At 32.8% G+C, this 23,630-nt stretch carries 20 protein-coding genes; 17 read left to right on the top strand and 3 right to left on the bottom strand.

Annotation, left to right across the window (positions count from 1 at the left end; all coding sequences use genetic code 11):
* Positions 1–102 precede the first annotated feature (102 nt).
* From BUB45_RS06520 to BUB45_RS06600, 17 genes are all read left to right on the top strand, one after another.
* Entirely contained in the window at positions 103–1,932 is a 1,830-nt protein-coding gene (locus tag BUB45_RS06520; RefSeq protein WP_073006712.1) for a polysaccharide biosynthesis protein, read from the top strand.
* 21 nt (positions 1,933–1,953) lie between these two features.
* Positions 1,954–2,835 (top strand): UTP--glucose-1-phosphate uridylyltransferase GalU, encoded by an 882-nt coding sequence (gene galU / locus BUB45_RS06525; protein WP_073006523.1) that lies wholly within the window; start codon positions 1,954–1,956, stop codon positions 2,833–2,835.
* A gap of 50 nt (positions 2,836–2,885) precedes the next feature.
* Entirely contained in the window at positions 2,886–3,521 is a 636-nt protein-coding gene (locus BUB45_RS06530) for a sugar transferase (RefSeq protein WP_073006714.1), read from the top strand.
* Positions 3,518–4,384, top strand: coding sequence for an NAD-dependent epimerase/dehydratase family protein (locus BUB45_RS06535; RefSeq protein ID WP_073006525.1), 867 nt, complete (start codon positions 3,518–3,520; stop codon positions 4,382–4,384). The genes BUB45_RS06530 and BUB45_RS06535 overlap by 4 nt, the downstream gene beginning before the upstream one ends.
* Complete coding sequence (locus BUB45_RS06540; protein ID WP_073006527.1) at positions 4,381–5,229, top strand: glycosyltransferase; 849 nt, start codon at positions 4,381–4,383, stop codon at positions 5,227–5,229. The genes BUB45_RS06535 and BUB45_RS06540 overlap by 4 nt, the downstream gene beginning before the upstream one ends.
* A gap of 321 nt (positions 5,230–5,550) precedes the next feature.
* Positions 5,551–6,459, top strand: coding sequence for a glycosyltransferase family 2 protein (locus tag BUB45_RS06545; protein ID WP_073006529.1), 909 nt, complete (start codon positions 5,551–5,553; stop codon positions 6,457–6,459).
* A 69-nt stretch (positions 6,460–6,528) separates the two neighbouring features.
* Positions 6,529–7,707, top strand: a complete 1,179-nt coding sequence (locus tag BUB45_RS06550; protein ID WP_073006530.1) for a glycosyltransferase family 4 protein — start codon at positions 6,529–6,531, stop codon at positions 7,705–7,707.
* 44 nt (positions 7,708–7,751) lie between these two features.
* Positions 7,752–8,894: an O-antigen ligase family protein gene (locus tag BUB45_RS06555; RefSeq protein WP_073006532.1), complete on the top strand. Its 1,143-nt coding sequence runs from the start codon at positions 7,752–7,754 to the stop codon at positions 8,892–8,894.
* Positions 8,895–9,080: 186 nt separating this feature from the next.
* Complete coding sequence (locus BUB45_RS06560) at positions 9,081–10,382, top strand: lipopolysaccharide biosynthesis protein (RefSeq protein WP_073006534.1); 1,302 nt, start codon at positions 9,081–9,083, stop codon at positions 10,380–10,382.
* 88 nt (positions 10,383–10,470) lie between these two features.
* Positions 10,471–11,586 carry a glycosyltransferase gene (locus BUB45_RS06565; protein WP_073006536.1) on the top strand — a complete coding sequence of 372 codons (1,116 nt, stop codon included), beginning with the start codon at positions 10,471–10,473 and terminating at the stop codon, positions 11,584–11,586.
* A 259-nt stretch (positions 11,587–11,845) separates the two neighbouring features.
* Positions 11,846–12,862, top strand: coding sequence for an NAD-dependent epimerase/dehydratase family protein (locus BUB45_RS06570; RefSeq protein ID WP_280157347.1), 1,017 nt, complete (start codon positions 11,846–11,848; stop codon positions 12,860–12,862).
* Between the two features lie 184 nt (positions 12,863–13,046).
* Complete coding sequence (locus BUB45_RS06575) at positions 13,047–14,213, top strand: nucleotide sugar dehydrogenase (protein ID WP_073006540.1); 1,167 nt, start codon at positions 13,047–13,049, stop codon at positions 14,211–14,213.
* A gap of 154 nt (positions 14,214–14,367) precedes the next feature.
* The gene (locus BUB45_RS06580; RefSeq protein ID WP_073006541.1) at positions 14,368–15,180 is read left to right on the top strand and encodes a hypothetical protein; all 813 of its coding nucleotides are present in this window, start codon (positions 14,368–14,370) and stop codon (positions 15,178–15,180) included.
* A 303-nt stretch (positions 15,181–15,483) separates the two neighbouring features.
* Positions 15,484–16,401: an LCP family glycopolymer transferase gene (locus tag BUB45_RS06585; protein WP_073006543.1), complete on the top strand. Its 918-nt coding sequence runs from the start codon at positions 15,484–15,486 to the stop codon at positions 16,399–16,401.
* Between the two features lie 124 nt (positions 16,402–16,525).
* Positions 16,526–17,983 carry an APC family permease gene (locus BUB45_RS06590; protein WP_073006544.1) on the top strand — a complete coding sequence of 486 codons (1,458 nt, stop codon included), beginning with the start codon at positions 16,526–16,528 and terminating at the stop codon, positions 17,981–17,983.
* 274 nt (positions 17,984–18,257) lie between these two features.
* The gene (locus BUB45_RS20130; protein WP_073006546.1) at positions 18,258–18,485 is read left to right on the top strand and encodes a hypothetical protein; all 228 of its coding nucleotides are present in this window, start codon (positions 18,258–18,260) and stop codon (positions 18,483–18,485) included.
* A 503-nt stretch (positions 18,486–18,988) separates the two neighbouring features.
* Complete coding sequence (locus BUB45_RS06600) at positions 18,989–19,624, top strand: hypothetical protein (protein WP_073006548.1); 636 nt, start codon at positions 18,989–18,991, stop codon at positions 19,622–19,624.
* A gap of 449 nt (positions 19,625–20,073) precedes the next feature.
* Here BUB45_RS06600 and BUB45_RS06605 read toward each other — a convergent pair whose 3' ends face one another.
* From BUB45_RS06605 to BUB45_RS06615, 3 genes are all read right to left on the bottom strand, one after another.
* Positions 20,074–21,045: an IS30 family transposase gene (locus BUB45_RS06605; RefSeq protein ID WP_073006549.1), complete on the bottom strand. Its 972-nt coding sequence runs from the start codon at positions 21,043–21,045 to the stop codon at positions 20,074–20,076.
* Between the two features lie 437 nt (positions 21,046–21,482).
* Positions 21,483–22,679 carry a transglutaminase-like domain-containing protein gene (locus BUB45_RS06610; protein ID WP_073006551.1) on the bottom strand — a complete coding sequence of 399 codons (1,197 nt, stop codon included), beginning with the start codon at positions 22,677–22,679 and terminating at the stop codon, positions 21,483–21,485.
* Complete coding sequence (locus BUB45_RS06615; RefSeq protein ID WP_073006553.1) at positions 22,676–23,620, bottom strand: hypothetical protein; 945 nt, start codon at positions 23,618–23,620, stop codon at positions 22,676–22,678. Before BUB45_RS06615 ends, BUB45_RS06610 begins: the two co-directional genes overlap by 4 nt.
* Between the last annotated feature and the right edge of the window lie 10 nt (positions 23,621–23,630).

Raw genomic sequence — 23,630 nt, forward strand, 5'->3', positions numbered from 1 at the left:
ACTAAAATTCATGAATACCTCCCTGCTGATTATTTTTTAGGTGGAGGCAATTTACAAGTAGCTTATTCTACAGCAATAGAGAGACAGGAAGGAGTATTATTTATGGGGTACAAATCAAGACTGGGTCTATTGATGTTGCTAGACTCAGTAATTGTCACGACTGCTATTTTTATTGCATCGTGGGTCGTATACCCTTATACCGATGTTGTCAGCATGGACGCAATCATTATTAGCGCAGTTGCACTTTTAATTTTTCATCATGTATTTGCGTACATTTTTAAGCTATACAACAAAGTATGGGCTTACGCCAGTGTTGGCGAGTTAATCGCTATTGTACAAGCAGTAACTTTTTCTGTTCTTGGTGCAACGATTGTACAATATCTTGCGAATGACTTTAGTATTTACAGACGTGCATTGCTCGTCACATGGATGTTACATATTATCTTTATTGGTGGTTCTAGATTTGTTTGGCGCGTCGTACGCGACAGATATATAAAAGATAACCACGAACATAAACGGACACTTATTGTCGGTGCTGGAGCAGCAGGTGCAATGATTGCACGGCAATTGCGTGATCAGAGTAAGGAAACCGAGCTTCAACCAGTTGCTTTTGTTGATGATGATTTAACGAAACAGCGAATGCAATTATACAATATACCAGTTCAAGGGAAAGTACGAGATATCCCGGAAGTGGTTGGCGATATGCATATTGAACACATCGTCATTGCCATTCCGTCGCTTCGTAATGGCCAATTGAAGAAAATTGTAGATTTTTGTAATCAGACGAATGCGAAAGTGCAAATGATCCCGAAAATTGAAGATTTAATGACTGGCAAAGTAACCGTAAGCAGCTTAAAAAATGTCGAAGTGGAAGATTTACTTGGTCGCGAACCAGTACAACTCGACATTCGTGCGATTTCCAAATATGTGAGTGAACAAACGGTCATGGTCACCGGTGCGGGCGGGTCGATTGGTTCCGAAATATGTCGACAAGTGATGAAATTTTCCCCGAGTAAAATAATCTTAGTAGGACATGGCGAATTCAGCATTTATACGATTGATATGGAATTACGGGGGAAATATCGTGACGCAGGCATTGAAATCGTACCTGTTATCGGTGATGTACAAGACCGTGATCGGATGTTTGAAATTATGGAAACGTACAAACCGCGCATTGTGTATCATGCAGCTGCGCACAAGCACGTGCCTTTAATGGAACAAAACCCGCATGAAGCGGTAAAGAATAATATTATTGGTACTAAAAATGTCGCTGAAGCTGCAGATACATTCGGTATACATACATTCGTATTAGTTTCCACGGATAAGGCGGTCAATCCAACAAATGTGATGGGCGCAACGAAACGTATTGCGGAAATGGTCATTCAAGACTTAGCAGTTCGGAGTAAAACGAAATTTACCGCAGTCCGCTTTGGTAACGTACTAGGAAGTCGTGGTAGTGTCATTCCATTATTTAAGAAGCAAATTGCTAATGGTGGTCCCGTTACGGTGACGGACCCAGAAATGACGCGGTACTTTATGACGATTCCAGAAGCCTCTCGACTCGTTATCCAAGCAGGTACACTAGCGAAAGGTGGCGAAATATTCGTTCTCGATATGGGCGAACCAGTAAAAATCGTCGACCTTGCAAAAAATTTGATCAAGCTATCCGGCTATACAGAAGCAGAAATTCCGATTCAATTTTCTGGCATTCGCCCAGGGGAAAAAATGTACGAAGAACTGCTCGGCGAAGATGAAGTACATTCAGAAGCGGTCTATGAAAAGATTTATGTTGGCAAAACGTCCGCCGTCGATCAGGACGTGATTAGAGGAATTATGAATACTTTTGAAAACTACACTCGAAAAGATTTAAAAGATGCACTTATGCAGATTGTTTATATGGAACATGATTATGTCACAGTGAAAGGTTCGTAAACGAAGAAGGGGGATTCATTCATGCGTACGATTAAAAAAGCGATCATTCCAGCGGCGGGATTAGGGACAAGATTCCTACCAGCGACGAAAGCGATGCCGAAAGAAATGCTTCCAATTGTAGACAAACCAACCATTCAATATATCATTGAAGAAGCCGTACAATCAGGAATTGAAGATATTATTATCGTAACGGGAAAAGGTAAACGTGCGATCGAGGATCATTTTGATAACAATTTTGAACTAGAAGATTCCTTGATGAAAAAGGAAAAGTTTGATTTACTAGAAAAGGTAAAACGTCCTTCCAAAGTGGATATTCATTATATCCGTCAAAAAGAACCAAAAGGATTAGGTCATGCGGTTTGGTGTGCACGTAAATTTATCGGCAATGAACCATTCGCCGTGTTACTTGGTGATGATATTGTACAAGCTGATACACCTGGGCTGCGCCAATTAATAGATCAATTTGAAGAAACACAATCATCTGTCGTTGGCGTACAGCAAGTGCCAGATAGCGAAACACATCGGTATGGTATTGTCGATCCGAATACGATTGAAGGCCGTCGTTATCAAGTCGATCACTTTGTGGAAAAACCGAAACAAGGTACTGCACCATCTAACTTGGCGATTATGGGACGTTACGTATTAACGCCAGAAATCTTTGCTTACTTAGATAAACAGGAAATTGGTGCTGGTGGTGAAATTCAATTAACCGACGCCATTCAAAAACTAAACGAAGAGCAAAACGTCTATGCGTATGATTTTGAAGGAAAACGCTATGATGTTGGTGAAAAGCTCGGCTTTGTGAAAACAACGATTGATTTAGCATTAGAAAACGAAGAAATTCGTGACGACTTATTGAAGTATTTAGTGAAGAAAGTGCAGGAAGAAAAAGCGTCAGTTTAAATAGATGCACTGCAAGTTTATTTTTCTCATAGAAAGGATTCTCATAAATGATGTATTTAAAGTTTAAGAGATTGGTAGATATTCTATTGTCCTTTATTGGAATTGTGCTCTTATCACCATTCATTCTTCTATTGGTGATCGCTATAAAAATCGATTCCAAAGGGCCTGTCTTATTTAAACAAAAACGCGTAGGCATACATAAAGAACATTTTCATATCTTAAAATTTAGAACGATGCGAATCGATACACCAAAAGATACACCTACCCATTTATTAGAGGATCCGGCGCAATATATAACCAAAGTAGGGAAGTTTTTGAGAAAAACTTCCCTTGATGAGTTGCCACAAATATGGAATATCTTTGTAGGGCAAATGAGCATTATCGGCCCGCGCCCTGCATTGTGGAACCAAGACGATTTAATTGCAGAACGAGACAAATATGGAGCTAATGATGTGAAACCAGGATTAACTGGCTGGGCGCAAATTAACGGAAGAGATGAACTGCCGATTGAAGTAAAGGCTAAACTTGACGGCGAATATGTAGAACGCATGAATTTCTTTTTTGATGTTAAATGCTTTATCGGTACATTTATTAGTGTGGCAAAAAGTGATGGTGTTGTAGAAGGTGGAACAGGTGCCACAGCGAAGGAAGAAATGGCCTCCAATAAGGAGACTGCTTCCAAATGAAAAAAATACTGATCACCGGAAAAAATAGTTATGTAGGTAATTCATTTGTAGAATGGTCGCAGCAGTACCCTGATCAATACGAGATTGATAAGGTAAGTCTACGAAATGATGTATGGAAAGAAGTTGACTTTTCTAAGTATGATGTTGTCTTGCATGTGGCAGGGATCGCGCATGTGTCAACAGATCCTAACATGGAAGAGCTCTATTATAAAGTTAATAGAGATCTGACTGTAGAAGTCGCTAAAAAAGCAAAAAAGCAAGGTGTAGCTCAATTTATTTTTATGAGTAGTATCATTATATATGGGGAAGCAACAAGTTACAAAAAAGTTATTAATAGAGATACAGTGCCTACCCCTGCAAACTTTTATGGAAAGAGTAAGCTAGAAGCTGAAAAAAGTATTCAACCTTTAGAAGATGAAAATTTCCGCATTGCTATAATTAGACCACCTATGATCTATGGCAAAGATTCGAAAGGAAATTATCCTAAGTTAGCAAAGATTGCTCAAAAATTACCATTCTTCCCTGATTTCCCTAATGAACGGAGCATGCTACATATTGACAACTTGTCTGAGTTTATTCGTTTAATGATAGATAATAGGGAAAGTGGAGTGTTTTTTCCACAAAATAAAGAATATATAAAAACAAGTGAAATGGTACGATTAATTGGTGAAGCACATGGAAAAAAGGTTAGAATGGTGAAAATCTTCAATCCAATAATTAAGTTATTCTTGGGTAAGGTTACTATATTGAATAAGGTTTTTGGGAATTTATCATATGATAAAGATCTAAGTAAATATAGAGATAATTATCAGATTAGAACGTTGTCTGCTTCAATAAAAGCAACGGAGAGGTATATAAAATGAATCAAATTAGCAAACAAAGTAAATCAAGATACTCTGTACTTATGTCTGTTTATTATAAAGAAAAGCCAGAGTATTTAAGAGCAAGCTTGGATAGTATGTTGTCTCAAACCTTGTTTCCAGATCAAATTGTTTTAGTCAAGGATGGAAAGTTAACAGAACATCTAGATAATCTAATAAAAAATTATGTCAATGATAATGAAGGTTTATTTACTATAATAGAGTTGGAAGAAAATATAGGTTTAGGTAAAGCTTTAGATCATGGCTTAAAATATTGTAGAAATGAATTAGTTGCTAGGATGGATACAGATGATATATCGTTACCAACTAGGTGTGAAATCCAAGTAAAAGAATTTAATGAAAAACCGGAACTCAGTTTGAATGGTACTATGATTGATGAATTTTATGATATTCCTGATAATATTGTTTCTTCTAGGATAGTACCAACAGAGCATGAAGAAATCAAAAAATTTATAAGGCGAAGGAGTCCTTTTAATCATCCAACGGTTATGTTTAAAAAATCTGAAGTAATCCGTTGTGGAGGATATGGTTTACTGAGAAGAAAACAAGATTTAGATCTGTTTTCTAGAATGATTAATAACGGTTGTAAGAGTTCCAATATTAATCAATCATTATTATTATTTAGGTCAAATAAGGATAACTTTAAAAGAAGGAAAAGCTGGTCTTATTGTAAAAGTTATATTGATGTATCGTTTGCTATTTGGAGAAGGGGTCACTGTTCAATAGGAGATTTTATGTTTGTTAGTATTGGACAGATAATAATGTTTTTTGCACCGATGTGGTTGTTGAAATGGTTATCAAATTCATTTTTAAGAAGAGGACATTGATAATATTGAGAAAGTGAAAAAGCTATTGAATAACTATATTGTAAAAAAATTTGGATTTTGTTTTTCATTTTCTTTCAGATCATCTGATAATACAAATACAGCACAGAACTTTTTTAAAGAGAAAACTAGATTTAACAAACCCTAAAAGTTCCACTGATAGATTCCAGTATTATAAAATAAATTATTGTAGACTGCTAATGACGAAATGTGTTGATAAATATCGAGTACATGAATATTTACAAATTGAGATGAATATTTGTTTTAGCAGAGTTTAGTTGATTTGAATGAATATTAAATTATTAGATTTGACGAGGTGCAATAATGAAAGTTAGCGTAGTAATCCCAACTCATAATAGAGCTAATTTATTAAAAAATGCAGTAGATAGTGTAATAAAACAAACTTATAAGAACCTTGAAATCATTATTGTTTCTGATGGTTCCACAGATGAAACCGAAGTGTTATTAAGTGAGTATAAAAGAGTGGATTCAAGAATTAAAGCCATTCATTATTATCCTAATAAAGGTGGTAACTACGCTAGGAATTTAGGTATAAAGAACTCTACTGGAGAGTACGTAGCATTTTTAGATGATGATGATGAATGGATGGAAAAAAAAATAGAATTACAAATAAAGCAATTCACTAATAATCCAAAATTAGGATTAATTTATTCTGGAACTGAAATCACCTATACTCAATACGGTATATCTTATGAATCAATTCCTAAGAAAACAGGGGATTTATCAAAAGATATTTTAATTTCTAATTATATTGGGACAACTTCTTGTGTTATTGTGAAAAAAGAAATTCTAAATTTAGTTGGTGGTTTTGATACAGCATTAAAAGCTAAACAAGATTATGATTTATGGATAAGGGTTTGTCAACACGCTTCTGTGGGAGCAGTAAAAGAAGCATTGGTCAAATATAAAAATTCTAACACCACAAATCAAATTTCTGATGATATACACAAATATATAAAGTCTATGAATTATATAAATAATAAGTATAAATATTTATATAGTAAAATTAGTGATGAAATTTTAACCAAACATAAGCAGTCTAGTTATATGTTTCTAGTTAAAACAGCTTTACGAAATAATAATAAGGTAATTGCAAGAAAATACTCAAAGAAACTATTAACAAAATACCCTTCACTGAAAACTTTTTCTTTACATATATCTACTTTTTTTAGCTATAGTTTTATATTAAAAATTCGTGCACTTAAAAAGTGAATTAAATGGTTTATATACTCTAATTGATAAAGCACCGGTACATTTATTATTTTGACTGGAGAGATTCTTTTGAGAATAATACAAGTTTGTTATAAATATCCACCTATTTTCTCAGGTTATGGGAAGCAATTAAAAACGATTAATAAAAGTATTGAGCAAATAAATAAAGAAATTAATTTTAAAATACTTACTGGAAAGTTTGAATATAAAAGAAAATGTGTAGAACAATTTGAAGTTATTAGCCTAGGTTTTAAATTTTTAAATAAATTGAGTCCTGTCCTCCATCTTTATAGTTTTGCGCTAATGGTTTTCTTTCGAATACTATTTAACAGTAAGAATTTAGATGTAGTTCATTGTATTAAAGCTGGTCCAGAGGCTGCGTTTGCAGTACTTGCAGGAAAAATAATTAACAAACCTATAATAGTAAAAATTGCACAGGATGAATTTAGTGAAGTTGAGAAAAGAAAAGGAAACTTGGTAAACAAAATTGTAAGGAAAATTAGAGACAATATAATTCTTAAAGCAGATGCTTATATTGCAATTAATAGTGATATTAAGAGTAGATTATTAAGTAGAGGTATTGATTCAAATATAATTTATTCAATTCCAAACGGAGTAGATAACAACAAATTTTTTAAAATAACTCTAAACGAAAAGGAGGAATTAAAAGCTAAGTTGCAAATACCGAATAAATCAACAAATATTATTTATAGCGGATCAATAAGTAAGAGAAAAGGAATATTTGATCTGTTAGCTGCTTTAGAAAGCTTAGAAAGTGAAAGCCAAATACATACTATGATTTGTGGACCAATGTATGAAAATGAAGAATGCTTCTACTCTTTAATCAATAAAATTAATAATCAACAAAATAACGTCTCAATAAGTTATAGGGGAGAAGTGAATAATATTGAGGATTATTTGCGAGCTTCAGATATTCTAGTGTTACCTTCTTACTCTGAAGGACTTCCTAATGTCTTATTAGAAGGAAGTATGACTGGATTGGCAATGATAGCGACAAATATTAAAGGTTCAAGCGATATTATTAATCATGAGATTAATGGATTGTTGTTTCAGCCGGGTGATATTGATGCTCTTAAATACAATATAAAAAAACTTGCAGAAAATGAGGAATATTGTAGTATGTTAGGGGATGAAATTTATTCTAAGGGGAAGAAAAAGTATGAAGTAAGCATCGTTGCAAATGAATACATTAAATTATACCATAAATTAAAAAAAGAAAGAGTATGAATTATCATAATTAAATTGATGATTTTATTAAGGGAAGGGAATAAATGGTACTAAAAAAAGAGCATTTATTAAGTATGGTTTTATCTTTTATAATTTTTCTTATACTTAATATTCCAAGTTTAAAAATAATATATTCTACGCCATTAATTAACATCATTCTACCTTTGGCTTTGTGGAGTGTAGGTATATTGAAAATAATTTCAAATAAACAGTTGAATTTATCATATTCACGTGTGAAGTTCTTATTAATATTATACATGTTTTGGGGTATGATTTTTTTGATAACATTTGTTAGAATGCCTACTTTATTAACGTACGATAACTTATTAAAATATATTGTATCATTAATAATTGTTACAGGAGTATTATTGTTTTTGTATAAACAAGAGATATTAAATGTACTGTACTTTCAAGTTTTGTGGGCTCTTTGTCTTTCTATGCAAAAAATAATATGGGGAATTGAACTAAATAGAGGGTTGGGTCAACATTATCTAACTTTAGGGTTACCATTATCAGCTGGGATAGTCTGTGCAATACTTTTACTTTTTTATGAAAGAGGAAGGAAAATAACAAAGACTTTTTTAATAGTTTCAATAACTACAATTTTATTTGCTCTGACTTCTTTAAGCGGTAGGTCACCTGTAATACTTTCCGTTCTTATACCATTAATTATAACTATAATTCATTTGTTTATGGAAAAAAGAATTGTAAAGAAGGTAAAAGTTTTAATTGCAATTCTCATGTTTATCCCTGTTTTCCTTTTTTTAGTTTACAACAACATGTCTGATAGGTTATTAAACACTTTGACAAATGATTATAATTTTGAAAATGAACCTAGGTTTATTATATATAGTAAGAGTATAAGTTTGATTAAGGATAATCCACTAGGTTATGGTTTGAATTCAGGAGAATTAGGGGTAAGTTATCCCCATAATATTTTCTTGGAAACAGCAATGTCAGGTGGAATTTTTAGTTTATCTATACTTGTTATAATGCTCTTTTTTGTTTTCAGTAAATTTTTTAAGGCAATTAATTATGGCTCTTATAAGATTGTTTGTAGCGCGCTTGCATTGTTGTATTTTTTAACATGGAATATATCATATGATTTGACAAGTTCTTACATACCTTTTTCTGCAATAGCAATTCTAATTATAAGCACTGAAAAAAATAATTATAATAGTACTTAATTTTTTGTGCCCAAATTATCGACGTAGGAAATTTTATAGATTAAAGAATTTTGTGGTCTTTATGTAATATTAGTGGTTGTATCAACTGCTTTTAGTTTGAAAGGATATAAAATCTCTAAGTTACCCATTATTCCTTAAAAAATTTATTATATAAATATTATTCTCGGTACCTTGTAAGGAGATATTATGATAAATAAGTTAGTAAAAATTAAAAATAGTACTTTTGTACAGAATACCATTATTTTGGCTTCAGGAACTATGGTTGCTCAAGTAATTGCACTGTTATCTTCTCCAATAATTACACGAATTTACGGTCCTGAAATTTTTGGATTGATGGGAGTTTTTTTAGCCATAAATCAGATTTTTATTCCAGTTTCTTCACTAACTTACCCTATATCAATAGTGTTACCTAAAGATTATAGAAATGCTAAGAAGTTAGCGTTTCTGTCTATTATGGTTTCTGTATTATTATCTCTCATAGTCGCTTTAATCATACTTTTTCTTGGTGATTACATCGTGGAGTTATTTAAAATACAGCAGATAACGCAGTTTTTATTTTTAATACCTATTGTCATTGTCTTCTCAGGTTTTTCTCAGGTAGCAACTCAATGGCTTGTGAGAACTAAAGAATTTGCAATTAACGCCAAAGTTTCTGTTTATCAATCAATACTTATTAATGGGGGAAAAGTAGGTATAGGTTTGCTTTATCCTACAGCTGCTGTCTTAATTATTTTGACCGCACTGGCTAATGGTGTTCGTGCTATAATGTTGTTTTTATTTATGCAATTAAAAAGACAAAGTAACAGTTCTAAATATGAAAATACGGATGAAAAACAATTAACTATAGGAGAATTGGCAAAAAAATACAAAGATTTTCCATTATATAGAGCACCTGAAGTATTTATTAATTCAATATCTCAGCGTTTTCCAGTGTTAATGCTAACATCTTTTTTTGGACCTGCAATAGCTGGTTTTTATACTCTAGGTAACACTGTTCTCCAACAGCCAATAAGATTAATTGGAGATTCCGTTGGAAATGTATTTTATCCTAGAATAACAGAAGCTTCCCATAAAAAAGAAAGTCTAACAAAGTTAATTTTAAAGGCAACTGTTGCTCTTAGTTTAATAGGAATTATTCCATTTGGTATAATAATATTTCTTGGCCCTTGTCTATTCAGTGCCGTTTTTGGAGACGAATGGGTAACAGCTGGTAAATATGCACAATGGATAGGCGTATTTTTATTTTGTGAATTCATTAATAAACCAGCTGTAAAAAGTTTACCAGTATTATCTGCACAATTATTCCAGTTATTATTTACTATAATTACATTTATTGTTCGTATTTGTGCCTTAGCAATTGGTTATTTTGTATTCAAAAATGACTTATTTGCAATTAGTTTATTTAGTATTTCAAGTGCAATCTTACATATTGTTTTTATATTAATTGTTATAGGGAAAAGTAAGAGTTTTGATAAAAAACATTTGTAAGTAAAAACCTTTGAGTCTCTTAAGTTAAAGTGATTGTAGGTGAGATTATACTGAATTTAATGATAAATCCAGAAATGGGGTTGTTAATTTGAAGACTAAAGTTATACATTTAATCAATCATTTAAAAATTGGGGGTGCAGAAACACTTGTTACAGAATATGCACTTAATATTAATAAAGATAATTTTAACATTATAATAGTTACTATGGATAAGTTTAATAATAGTATAAATGAGAAACGTTTAATTAATGCGGATATAGAAGTTATAAACTTAGGAGAAAAATTACTTTTTATAAATGATCAAAATAAGTTTAAATATATCATTAATAAATTTTATAAATTTATTTTGTTTTTTAATCTAGTAAAGAAAAGAAAACCAGATATTATCCACACACATTTAGGTCTTAACAAATATCTCCTCCCTATAAGAAATAAGGCAAAAGGTATTAAACTCTATTATACGGTACACAGTGATGTTGACGTTCTATTCGGTCAAAAGCAATTTAAGAATAGGATAATAACCAAGTATTGTATTAAAAGAAAAGGTTTGATTCCTATAGCGTTGCATAAAAAAATGCAAAACAAAATTAATAAAACTTTCAATACAAAAAACTGTGTAATTGTACCTAATGGTATCGATATAGAAAAATTTAAAACAACTGATAAAAGTAGAAAGAGCATTCTACATTCTTTGAATTTAAACGAAGATGCGTTTATAGTGGGTCATGTAGGTAGATTTGTACCTGCTAAAAATCATAAATTTCTAATTAATGTATTTAAAAATATCAAGAAAACTGTCAATTCATCTCATCTAATTCTTATTGGAGTAGGCAAACTAGATAGAGAAATAAAGGAGCAAGTCAATAAATTAGGATTAGAAAACGATGTCAGTTTTTTAGGGAATAGAAGTGATATTCCTGAGTTAATGAATGTAATGGATGTTTTTGTTTTCCCATCTATTCATGAGGGTTTTGGAAATGTATTAATTGAAGCACAAGCAGCAGGAGTTAGATGTGTTGTCTCTAATAATATACCTAAAGAAGCAATCTTGACAAATTTAGTAAAAGCATTATCTTTAGATGATCCTATTGAAGAATGGAGTCGTGAAGTAATAAATTCAACTACATCAGAAAAAATTGATGACAATTTAGATAAACATGATATTAATAATGTTGTGAAAAAATTGCAAGAGTTATATAAATAGCATTGTATTAAAAAGTAACGGTTCTCTCCCAAAAAAGGTCATTGGGGCCATTTTTAATACCAAATATAGTTGGCGCTTAGTGTTGATATGACCACATTTTATAGTGGTTTTGGATCATTTTCTTTTAAGAAACTCCTTTTTGGGTGCTAACCAAGTAACTAGATAAAAGAAGTATTTTAACTTACAAATCGTAGTCTGACTTTGAAAATAATTTAGCAAGCGGGCGATTAAAGTATATATCATTGAAGGAGTGCTTATGTTGATTCATAATACAAGTGGAAGATATCTAATCACTGGCTCATCCGGCTTCATCGGTTTCTATTTATCTAAAAAATTACTAGACCAAGGTTGCACTGTTATTGGTCTAGACAACATGAATGATTATTATGACGTGAAACTAAAAGAAGCTCGCTTGGAACAGTTAAAGCCTTATGAGAATTTCACTTTCATTCAAGGTGATATTTCAGATAAAGAACTAATAATGAGCACTTTTGCAGAATACAAACCAAATATTGTAGTAAACCTAGCTGCGCAAGCTGGAGTTAGATACTCTATTGAAAATCCAGATGTCTATATAGAAAGCAATATAATAGGCTTTTATAATATTTTAGAAGCCTGTAGACATCATCCAGTAGATCATTTAGTCTATGCTTCATCTAGTTCCGTTTACGGTGCTAATAAAAAAGTGCCATTTGAAGAGAATGATTTTGTAGATAATCCTGTTTCGTTATACGCTGCGACGAAAAAATCAAATGAGTTGATGGCTCATACATATAGTCACTTGTATAAGATACCTGCTACAGGATTACGATTCTTCACAGTTTATGGACCGATGGGAAGACCAGATATGGCTTACTTTGGTTTTGCCAACAAGTACTTTAATGGAGAGCCAATCAAGATTTTTAATAATGGTGATTTTGAAAACGATCTTTACCGTGACTTTACATATATTGATGATATTGTTGAAGGTATTGAACGTTTATTAAGCAATCCTCCTAAGGGAGAAGTGGACCATAAAGTATTTAACATTGGAAATAACAATCCGGAAAAATTGATGGTCTTTATTGAAACGTTAGAAAAATGTTTAAGCAACGCACTTCATAAAGAAGTAGCTTTTGAAAAAATATTTGAACCAATTAAACCAGGTGATGTCCCTGCCACATATGCTTCAACAGAACTGTTGCAACAAGCAGTTGGTTTTCAGCCGAAGACATCTATTGAAGTAGGGTTACAAAAATTTGCTGACTGGTATGTAGATTATTATAAAGTGAAGTAGTTTTAAAGTGTCATATTTGATAGGGAAACAGAGGCGCACTTTTATTTAACGTGCGCTCTAAAGATATGTTTTAGTTACATATGCCTTTTAGGAGAAAAATGTCAATTACTAATGATGTATGTCATAATATAGCTGTAGAACTCTAATTTCAAGGTAAAATACAACAAAACTGGAGGAACTTCACATGAAAATTGCAGTTGCAGGAACAGGGTATGTTGGTTTAGCAAATGCCATACTTTTAGCTCAGCATAATGAAGTGGTAGCACTTGATATTCTGCAAGAAAAGGTAGATATGATCAATAGTAAACAATCTCCTATTGTTGATGCAGAGATTGATAGTTTCCTTAAAAATAAGGAATTGAATTTACGTGCTACAACAGATATGGAAGAAGCATATAAAGATGCAGACTATGTGGTGATTTCCACGCCGACAAATTATGATCCAGATAAGAATTACTTTGATACATCAACCGTTGAATCTGTCATTCGAGATGTATTAGATACGAATCCAAATGCGGTCATGATAATAAAATCTACCGTACCTGTAGGGTATACGAAAGAGATTAGTATTGAATTCGCCACGAGCAATATTATCTTTTCCCCAGAATTTTTACGCGAAGGAAAGGCTTTATATGATAACTTACATCCTTCTCGCATTATTGTCGGGGAGCAGTCAGATCGGGCGAAAGCCTTTGCGGATTTATTAGTTCAAGGTGCAGAAAAAGAAGATATTTCTGTCTTGTTTACAAGCTCTACAGAGGCAGAAGCAATTAAATTATTTGCTAATACATATTTGGCTATGCGCGTATCATTCTTTAACGAGCTTGATTCTTATGCAGAACTACGTGGTTTGGACGCCAAGCAAATTATTGATGGTGTAGCGCTAGACCCAAGAATTGGCGGGCATTATAATAACCCATCATTTGGTTATGGAGGATATTGTTTGCCAAAGGATACGAAACAGTTGCTAGCAAACTATGAAGATGTACCAAATAATATTATTCAAGCAATTGTGGAAGCAAACCGTACGCGAAAAGATCATGTTGCGAATATGGTATTAAATCGAAAACCAAATGTCGTAGGTATTTATCGTTTGACAATGAAGACAGATTCAGACAATTTCCGTCATTCTGCGATTCAAGGAGTTATGAAACGGATTAAAGCGAAAGGCGTAGAAGTTATTGTATACGAACCAGTATTACAGGAAGAAACTTTCTACAATTCTCGTGTCGTTAATGACCTTGAAGTGTTTAAAAAAGAAGCGGACGTGATCGTTGCGAACCGTTTAGATGATCACATTCGTGATATAGCTAATAAAGTATATACAAGAGACTTGTTTAGTAGAGATTAATCATTCACTCGTATGATGACAGTTTAGACCTAATGACAGCCTTCGAGTTGTCATTAGGTCAATTGTGTTTGACGAACTATGGTATAATTTTAAAAAGGAATTTCATGTATGTATATAATAAAAGGAAGTAAATATTTTGCAATGAGGCGTTTAAATGGAAATTTTTCAATATTTTATGAAGAACTCTAAAACTATAATAGCTATTATTAGCTTCTTACTAACTTTACGCATGTTTTTTATTGATTTCTTAAATAGATCTATGATTGTCAGAGTGTTGGAGGATAAAAACAAAAAAATGACAAACAATTTGTTTGAAAATATCATATTTTCTTTTTCATTTGCTTTGATTGTAACCTTGACTGGCTACCAAGTTAAAATAAACTATAATATTTCAGATGTGTTATTGATAATTATGGCATTTATTCTTTTTGTAACTCTTATAGTATTGATAGTGATGTTAATTATAAGTTCTTTTAGGAAAATAGGAAAATGTAAGCATATTATATATTGTGTGTCGTTATGTGTAATGAATTTTTTAGTGGCTGTAACAAGTGAAAATATAATGGAAGTAAAAGATTTATTTCAATTAGTACTGCTTTTTGGGTTCTTTTACCTCATGATTTTTACAAGTAATTTGTTAAACGGAAATGTTACTAGTACTAGTAATTGGGAAACCAATATTATCTTGAATTCTATAAACAGTAGGCTAAGTCAACTAGTATTGTTGTATAACTTGTCAAATGGTAAACAAATTTATATTGAGAAAAAAGATATCGGAAAAAAAGAACACGAGTTACATACCTTTTATGTGTTTTACAAAACTGAAAAATATTTACAATGTTATACTTTATATGATGATGTCAAAGAAACAAATCAAAAAAAAAGAAAATTGGAAGCTACTAAGTATAATAGAAAAAAAACAACCTTTTTTAGAAGAGCAAAAACAAGGAGTAATATAAAAATATGAATAAAAGGAGTTAAGCGTAAAAATACACACAATAATCTTAGGACATCTAGGTGGTAATATTCTAAAAAAATTTTTGGGGTTATGCGATGACCCTAAAAGACAAGTGAATGTAAGCATAAAATATCCCCTTTCTAGGTAATAGGTGTGGGCTGTTTTATGCTTTTAGACCTAATGACAGCCTTCGAGTTGTCATTAGGTCAATTGTGTTTGACGAACTATGGTATACTTTTTAAGTAGGATTATAGTTGCATATAACAAATTAATAACTGAAAATATAGAAAAGAAATGGATAGGTGAAAACGGATGAAACGAAGTGAACGCAAGAAATCTCGTAAGCTATGGCTGAAAATTCCGCTTGCTATTATATTAATTCTTGTACTTGGCGGGGGTGCGTATGCATTTTCGATTTACAATAATGCGAAGTCGACTGTAAACGACAAAATTAATGAACCAGTAGATGCTATTGATACAAAAGTAGCAAAAAAGAAAATTAAAGCGACAGAATCATTAAATATATTGTTGCTTGGTGTCGATCAACGAGGCGGCGATCGTGGGCGTTCAGATGCGTTAATGGTGCTTTCGTTAAATCCAAAAGAAGATACCATGCAATTGGTAAGCATACCACGTGATACAAGAACGACCATTGTCGGAAAAGGTGTCCAAGATAAGATTAATCACGCCTATGCTTTTGGTGGGGCGGATATGTCTGTAGCTACAGTGGAGAACTTCCTTGATATTGACTTAGATTACTATGTACGTATGAATATGGAAGGTTTAGAGGAACTTGTCGATCAATTAGGAACGATTCATGTCGATAATGAAGTTGAATGGGATGACGGCAATTATCACTTTACCAAAGGCCCTGTAGAAATGGATGGCGATAAAACGATGCATTTTGTCCGTATGCGAAAGCAAGACCCTGCAGGTGATTTCGGACGTACAGAACGACAACGCAAAGTAATAGAAGGAATTATTAATAAGGGTGCAAGCGTTGGCTCTGTGAATAAAATTAATGGCGTAATTGATGTATTAGGTAACAACATGGCAACAAATATGGATTTTGATGATATGCAAGACTTGTTATTCGGGTATAAAGACGTACGAAAAAATGTGAACAGCTATATGATGCAAGGAAGCGGCACGAACATTGGCGGTATTTATTATTATCAAGTCCCAGCTGAAGAAGTTGCTAAAGTTCATGATATGATAGCAGGAGTTTAGACTACAAACGATTTCGAGTCCATAGGTTCTTATTAGAAGAAAGGCTTTCCCTCTTTCATAAAAATAGAGAAGACGATGATGAAATGCAACTTGTTAACAGACTTAGACATACATGGAGGAGAATATGAAAGAGAGAACAACGTTGAAAAAGACAATGAAACCGCATTGGGTGTTGGCAATTGCGTTAGGCTCGTCCGTTGGTTGGGGGGCGTTTGTACAACCAACCAACTGGATGGGGCAAGCAGGCCCACTTGGTGTGGTTATTGGAATGGTTATTGGTGCCTTATTAATGATGGTAATTGCTGTGAGTTATGGTTTTTTGATTAAGCACTACCCTGTTTCGGGTGGTGGATTTGCTTATGCATTTATCGGTTTAGGGCGGACGCATGCTTTTATAAGTGGATGGTTTCTTACGTTAGGGTATATATGTATTGTTGCATTAAATGCATCTGCGTTAGCATTAATGTTTAAATATGTATTTCCTTCTTTTGTACAAACGTATAAATTGTATGAAATAGGCGGTTGGGATGTGTATGTTACCGAAATTCTTATTGCCACGACCGCCTTACTTGTTTTTGCCTATTTTAATATCCGTGGAACAGGATTGACTGGTAGCGCTCAGTTCATCTTCTGTTTTGTCATGGTGGCAAGCATTCTTGTTTTATTTAGTATGGTCAGTGTGTCACCTACGTCTAGTTTCGAAAATATCCAGCCTGTATTTCATCCTGAATTAACGACTTTTGGAGCTATTATTTCGATTGTCGCCATTGCTCCATGGGCGTATGTAGGTTTTGATAATGTGCCACAGGTTGCAGAAGAGTTTAATTTTTCATCCAAGAAAGCGTTTGGGCTGATTATTTTTGCCCTGACTGCTGCGGCATTGATTTATAGTCTCATGGTAATAACAACTGCTATGCCAATGCCTTGGCTAGATGTTGTGAACGAACAACTGATTTGGGGGACAGGAACTGTTATTAAGCAGGAACTTGGTGTTGTAGGTCTGATTATTTTAACAGTTGCATTAAGTATGGGAATATTTACTGGTTTAAATGGATTTATTATTTCGACAAGCCGTTTATTATTTTCGATGTCTCGTGCGAAGATATTACCTCAAATATTCTCAAAGCTGCATCCGAAGTACCAAACACCATATGCAGGAATCATTTTCACCGTCATCATTGCTATGCTAGCTCCATGGTTTGGTCGGGAAGTATTGCTATGGGTAGTAGATATGTCTTCTATAGGCGTGTCCATCGCATATTTTTACACCTGTTTTACAGCTTATTCTTTATTACAATGGTCAAATAGGGCAAGGAATCCTCAGAAACAGGTAGCCCCAGTAAAAAAATTGTTTGCTTTAACAGGTGCATTATTTAGTTTGTTATTTATTGGATTATTATTAGTGCCAGGTTCGCCGGCATTTTTGGGGATAGAATCTAGAGTAGCACTAGTCATTTGGATTGTACTTGGATTAAGCTTTTATCTACTGAAGCGAAAAGAATATCATGCGATACCTGAGACAGAATTGAGATACTTGGTGCTAGGGGAAGAAAACGAAAGGAAAATAAATGTAGGAAGATGAGTGTTTGAAAATATGATGGATTCTGGAAATTGTGCTGCAAAAACGCTCCCTTCTTTGGAGTTGAGTTTTCCTCTCCTCCATGTTAAAGCGGCGTCTTGAGATGAGTTCTAAAATAAGTGATTTTTCATACTTTTTTTGGTATAATTGATGCACCATGGATAAAGAGGAAGAATGATCCAGACTAAAAACAGCTAAATGAAATGAATATTCATAATCTACTGGATGAACAAAATATTCCCATACAATTTATTTAGAAAATAGGTGGTGGTACTTAATGAATGAGAAGCAAATACACAATCTTAAAACATATATTAATTGGTTGCCAGCAATTGGAACTGTATCAAGTTTAATTTCATTTTTTTACTTTTTTTTAATAGTAAATGTAGAATTAAATTTAAATATAATATTGTATAGTTTAATGCCTTTCTTCGTATTCACTATGGTACACATTCCCGCAAAAGTTCTAATTAAAAAAAGGAATAAAGATGAGCAAAAAGTGTAGAAAAGTTAAAGAAAGTAAAAAGATTTTAAGAAAAGAGAGCTGTATTTCTTGCTTAACTGGAGGAATACAGCCCTCTTTTTAATCTAAACTTTAAATCAAGTTTTCGGTTATGTATGACATCTTACTTAGATTTTGTTTATCAAATTTAATTTGCTGTTTATTTGCATAAATTTAAATTTAAAAGATTTTATCGTGGTTTTTTAATAGGAAGTAGATACAAAGCATATTTCGTATTTTAAAGCTATATTAAAGAGTGCTTTAAAAAGGGAAGCTCAAAAGAAGAAATTACCTTAAATCAAAACGGAACGAAAGAAATTGCTTTTAATGGTAAACGTAAAATGAAAATGTTGGTGCGTGGATAGGTGATAGTTACGATGAATCCAAAGAGTGGTTTGTAGAAACAACTGAAAAAGTTACTGACAGCTTAGAGGGATTTGTATCAGATACTTCAAAGTTTTTAGAAGGTATCTTTAATTAACAATCGTGAAAGTGAGGGCCAAACAATGCACCAAAAAGAATCATCAATAAAAAAACAAAATCAAACAGCAGCCTTAACAGGATTCATTTTCTTTTTTAAAGCAAACAGTATCATTATTCTTACATCCTTTCTATTTCTTATTAACTATACTTTTTGGAATTGGGACGGGCTTTATGCTCTGATGATTTTTGTGCTTTTTCCACAGCCATTCTTTGTTTTGCTAGCATTTATTGATGCATTTCAAAATAACAGACCGAGATATTCCTATTCATTTTCCGAGAACCCGAAAAATTCGTGGATTGGTTTTGGGTATACTATTATTTTTATTATGCTATTTTCACTTATTTTTCTAGGGGCTGGCATTCCCTTTCCTAGTACAATTGTGTTTTTAATGATCACTACAAATTTGATGGTGGCAACATTTTCGATTATTTTTCATCCTTTTACAATAGTAATTTATGAAGCTAATGTGTTTAAGGAATGTTATACAACGGTTAATTATTTATTTAAATATATTGTTATTTTCACTTCAAGCATCAATTATCATATACAAAGATTATTACAAACTCTACCACTATTGTGGAATAAAATCTTTGCTATACTATTTGTTGTTCTTTTAATTTGGCAATTATTCGGGGTTATTTCTATTTTTAGTATTTGAGTTCCAAATTACAAATTGAAAAAGTTTCAAGACCATCCTACTAATTTCACGAAAAGTGACCGTTTTCATAATGCCTTTATTTTCTTGGTTAAGGGTAATATATATATCTTCGCTATGTTTGCTTTATTATTATTGAATAAAAATGAATGGGGATATGACGGTGTAAACCATGTAGGAAATTTTCTATTTTTATTCGAAAGCTTTTTTATTTTTATTAATGTAGATTGTACAAAGTGATTTATGCCAGTTAAAAGAATAGCAATATACATATAGACGTAGTCCAATACTTTTTCTTTTGACCTTTCCATATTAGCTATAAATAACGCAATAGCTACTTTATGGAAAATAATAGAATAAAGAGCAATTAATAAATTAGTAACTAGAATAAAAAATACAATCGTGCTAGGGAAAGGAAGCCCAGCAGGAAGTATTTTTAATTTTTTGATTTGTCAAATTAAGCGAGACAACATATTTTGATCAAATTCTTTATCGACATGGGACATGAAACACTCCATCGGTGTTTTGTAACCTAATGATTTTCTTGGAAAATTGTTTCGTCTAAGTGCTACTTCAGAAATATACGTTTGGGTTATGGGGTTGAAATCCATATCCTTTGGTAGCCCATTTCTTCGAAGCAGACCGTTGGAATGCTCATTCAATCCTCTTTGTGAAGGGGTTCCAGGATCTGCAAAATAAATATCAATATCTTGCTTATTACTGATAGATTTCCAATTAGAAAACTCTTTACCACAGTCGAAAATAATCGATTTAAACAAGTGTTTCGGCAGTGGAGCGAGCCAGTCATTAAGCGATGATTCAACATTAGCAGCTCTTCTTCCCTCTGGCTTAATGGCAATGATACATTTTGTTAATCGCTCAACCAATGTTATGACGGCACTTTTATGGTGGCGACCAACAATCGTGTCTCCTTCTAGGTGACCAAATTCTTTCTTGTAGTTCGGATGGTCATTGTCTCGGTCTTGAATGCCGCGTCTAAAGCTTTGTTTCCCTCTTTTTTCCTTGTAGCCATTTGGCTTACGTTTGCCTTGCATAGGTAAAGTATTCACATCGAATTCGCCTGCTTCAAACTTACGATAAAGGGTACGCATGCTACAGGAAATAGTTCTTTCATTCCTACCGATGATAACATCAGGCGTCCAACCGTCACGGGCTTTTTCTTCAATGTAGGCCCTTTCTTCATCTGTTAACTGCGTTCTTTTTCGACCGCATTTAGCTTTGTTCGCTTTATAGTTCAAATGAATGTCTAGCGCAGTTAGACCGTTTTTCAGTGCGCGAATTACACGATATATAGTTTCATGACCACGCTTTAATTTTTCAGCAATTTTTCGACCCGATAGACCAAATTCAAGATATTCCTCTATGAAAATGATCTCTGTTTTGGTAAGATGGGTATAGGACATGTCAGATACACTCTCCTTAACTTTGGTAGGTTTTGATTGAGTATATCATGGCATGTCTTTTTTGTATTGCATGGTGTCATCTCTCTTTGAAGTTATGATATTACACTAACCACAGCTTTAGCTGCCTGCCCTTGACCACCGTGCCCATTCTTAGTGATCGCTGGAAGGGGTCGGGGCCCCACCAGCGGAGCTTAGAATGGATTGTCCGTGGTACGCTATTCATGCGGATGTTGCCTTATGGCATTTTTTCAACCATCCGCCGCTTACAACTCACCACGGACACAAACAAGGTCAAGGGTGGTGGTAGGGTGGCCTTCACTTAAAGCCCCTAATCTGATGACAATATTTTATGTGTCTCGCTTAATTTTACAATCTAGGTTATAAGGCGTCATCGTAAGACTAAACAGACATTGTTCTTCCTCTCTTTTACTTTCTCCTTAAATGGCACTCATAAATTGATAAATTGTACTTATCGTAGAAAACATAAATAAAACACATAAAATTAAAATTGGAAAGTTAAATTCCCTTCTAATAAAGGTTAAAATACTAAAAGTTCCTAAGAGCAATGATGTTCCTCCATGAATAATCATTGTAATAGGAATACTTATATTAAAAAAACTGATAATAAGGTCTAAATAAACAAAAAATACCGCAAGAATAAAAGAAAAAATCTTAACCTGATAGGAATAGTAATCGATAGGATTATTGGATTTGACATGAAAAGTACCTAATAAATCCTTCGTTTTGATGGTTTCATACGTATCATTTAAACATGGATAGATGGGTTGCATATATGGTGCAGCACCATGTATTGATTCATATCCCCAGGCAAGTTTACCATTTCCTACTATGTAAACAGTAGTGTCATTCACTGGTGTTCGATCATTATATGTAGGATAAAGTTTTCTTTCTGGATCAATCGAAAATACAATTCGACCGTCCTCAATTTCTCCAAAATACCGTTCCTTCTTGCTAAATGCTCCCCATCTTACAGTAGCGCCAATATTTCTTAATGGATATCTAAAAAATGTGTACATAGCAACGCTGACATCAATCGGTACCCATCCGTTATCTTCCGAATAAACTTCATTCCAGGCATGTGGCTGAAAACGTCCGCGAAAAGCTCCAACCATAATACGACAAGGAATCCCTAAAGATCTACAATAAGAAGCAACAACTGCTGACAATTCCCCGCAATCTCCTATCTTATTTGTTATACAATATTGGATACCCCTTTCCTTGATACGGCTTGAATATTTAAAGTTATCCCTTACATAGTTAAATATAGCTTTAATTTTCTCTTCCTTATGAACACATCCTTCCGTTATCTTTTCCGCCATTGTTCTAGTTTCCTTATTTACTTGTATGAGTTCACTATGGCGTAAAAAGTAATCTCTTTCTTCTTTTGAAAGACTCAAATTTGTTGTTGGCTGATATACTGCTTTGTATGTTAATTTTTTTTTACTTGGAACATTAAAATAATATAGCTTTCCTAAAAAAGGGTGTTCTTGATGTTTTTCAGGTTGAATATCAGGAAAGGATATATTTTCGGTCCCAGGAGCAAGAGACAACCAAATTTCAATAGAATCTTTACTTTTATTAACGTATTGAAAAGCAATTCGATTTAACTTCATGCTGACTTCCTCTCTGTATTTCTTATAAGTTTAAATTTGGTACGTATTTTATTTATAAATTGAACACTTTTAGTATATAACCAGCGGTACTCTGAATTGGAAATTAAAAGGGAATCTACAGCAATCATAATCAATGAAAATGTAACAAGTCCCATTTGGAAAAGGATTCCTATATGGAATGATACAATGCTAAAAATGACTATATATTTAGTATACTTATTAAATATTGCAAATGGAAAAGCTAGTTTAATTAAAATTGATGCATAGGTTGCTAAAACAATAAACTCTGGATTATTCAAAAGAAAATCAGGTAAGAACTGAGTTGAATACTGTTCGACTTGCATTACATAATATACCGCTGTTCCAGTATGCCATCTTTCTCCTATCACCTGATACAATCCAGACATAAAATACATTAGACATAATTGAGCAATTACAAAGATAAAACCAAAATTATGAATAATTGCTAACTGATCCTTCCATTCAATTTTTAACTTAGATTCTTGCTTTTTTATTTTGAAAGAAAAATATGCCGTTACATTCATGAAAAGCATATATAACAAACATATATACATAAGATTGTCCCCACCGTCACTAATTAGACCATTTCTATTAATAAGTGAAAATGTAAAGATATAATTTAATATTTGTATGGTTTTGCCCCCAAAGCCAATCGTAAATAAAAATGCAAAAATAATACCTAAATGATAAAATAATTCAAAAATAAAAGGGCTTTCAAACAAACCATATACTGAGAAAAATATTCGATTCATCTCTGTATAAGTTGCATTATCAATTATACCTTCATTTCCCCAAAAATAATGTCTTAGTGGATAATTTACTATGTATGTATAAACAATTAATATTCCAAAGCTAATTCTTAGAATACTAGCCCCTATTAAATGTTGTGGTGACTTAAACCAATTATATACTTTTATCATTATTTATAGA

This window comes from Virgibacillus chiguensis (assembly GCF_900129865.1).
GTDB classification, from domain to species: domain Bacteria; phylum Bacillota; class Bacilli; order Bacillales; family Amphibacillaceae; genus Virgibacillus; species Virgibacillus chiguensis.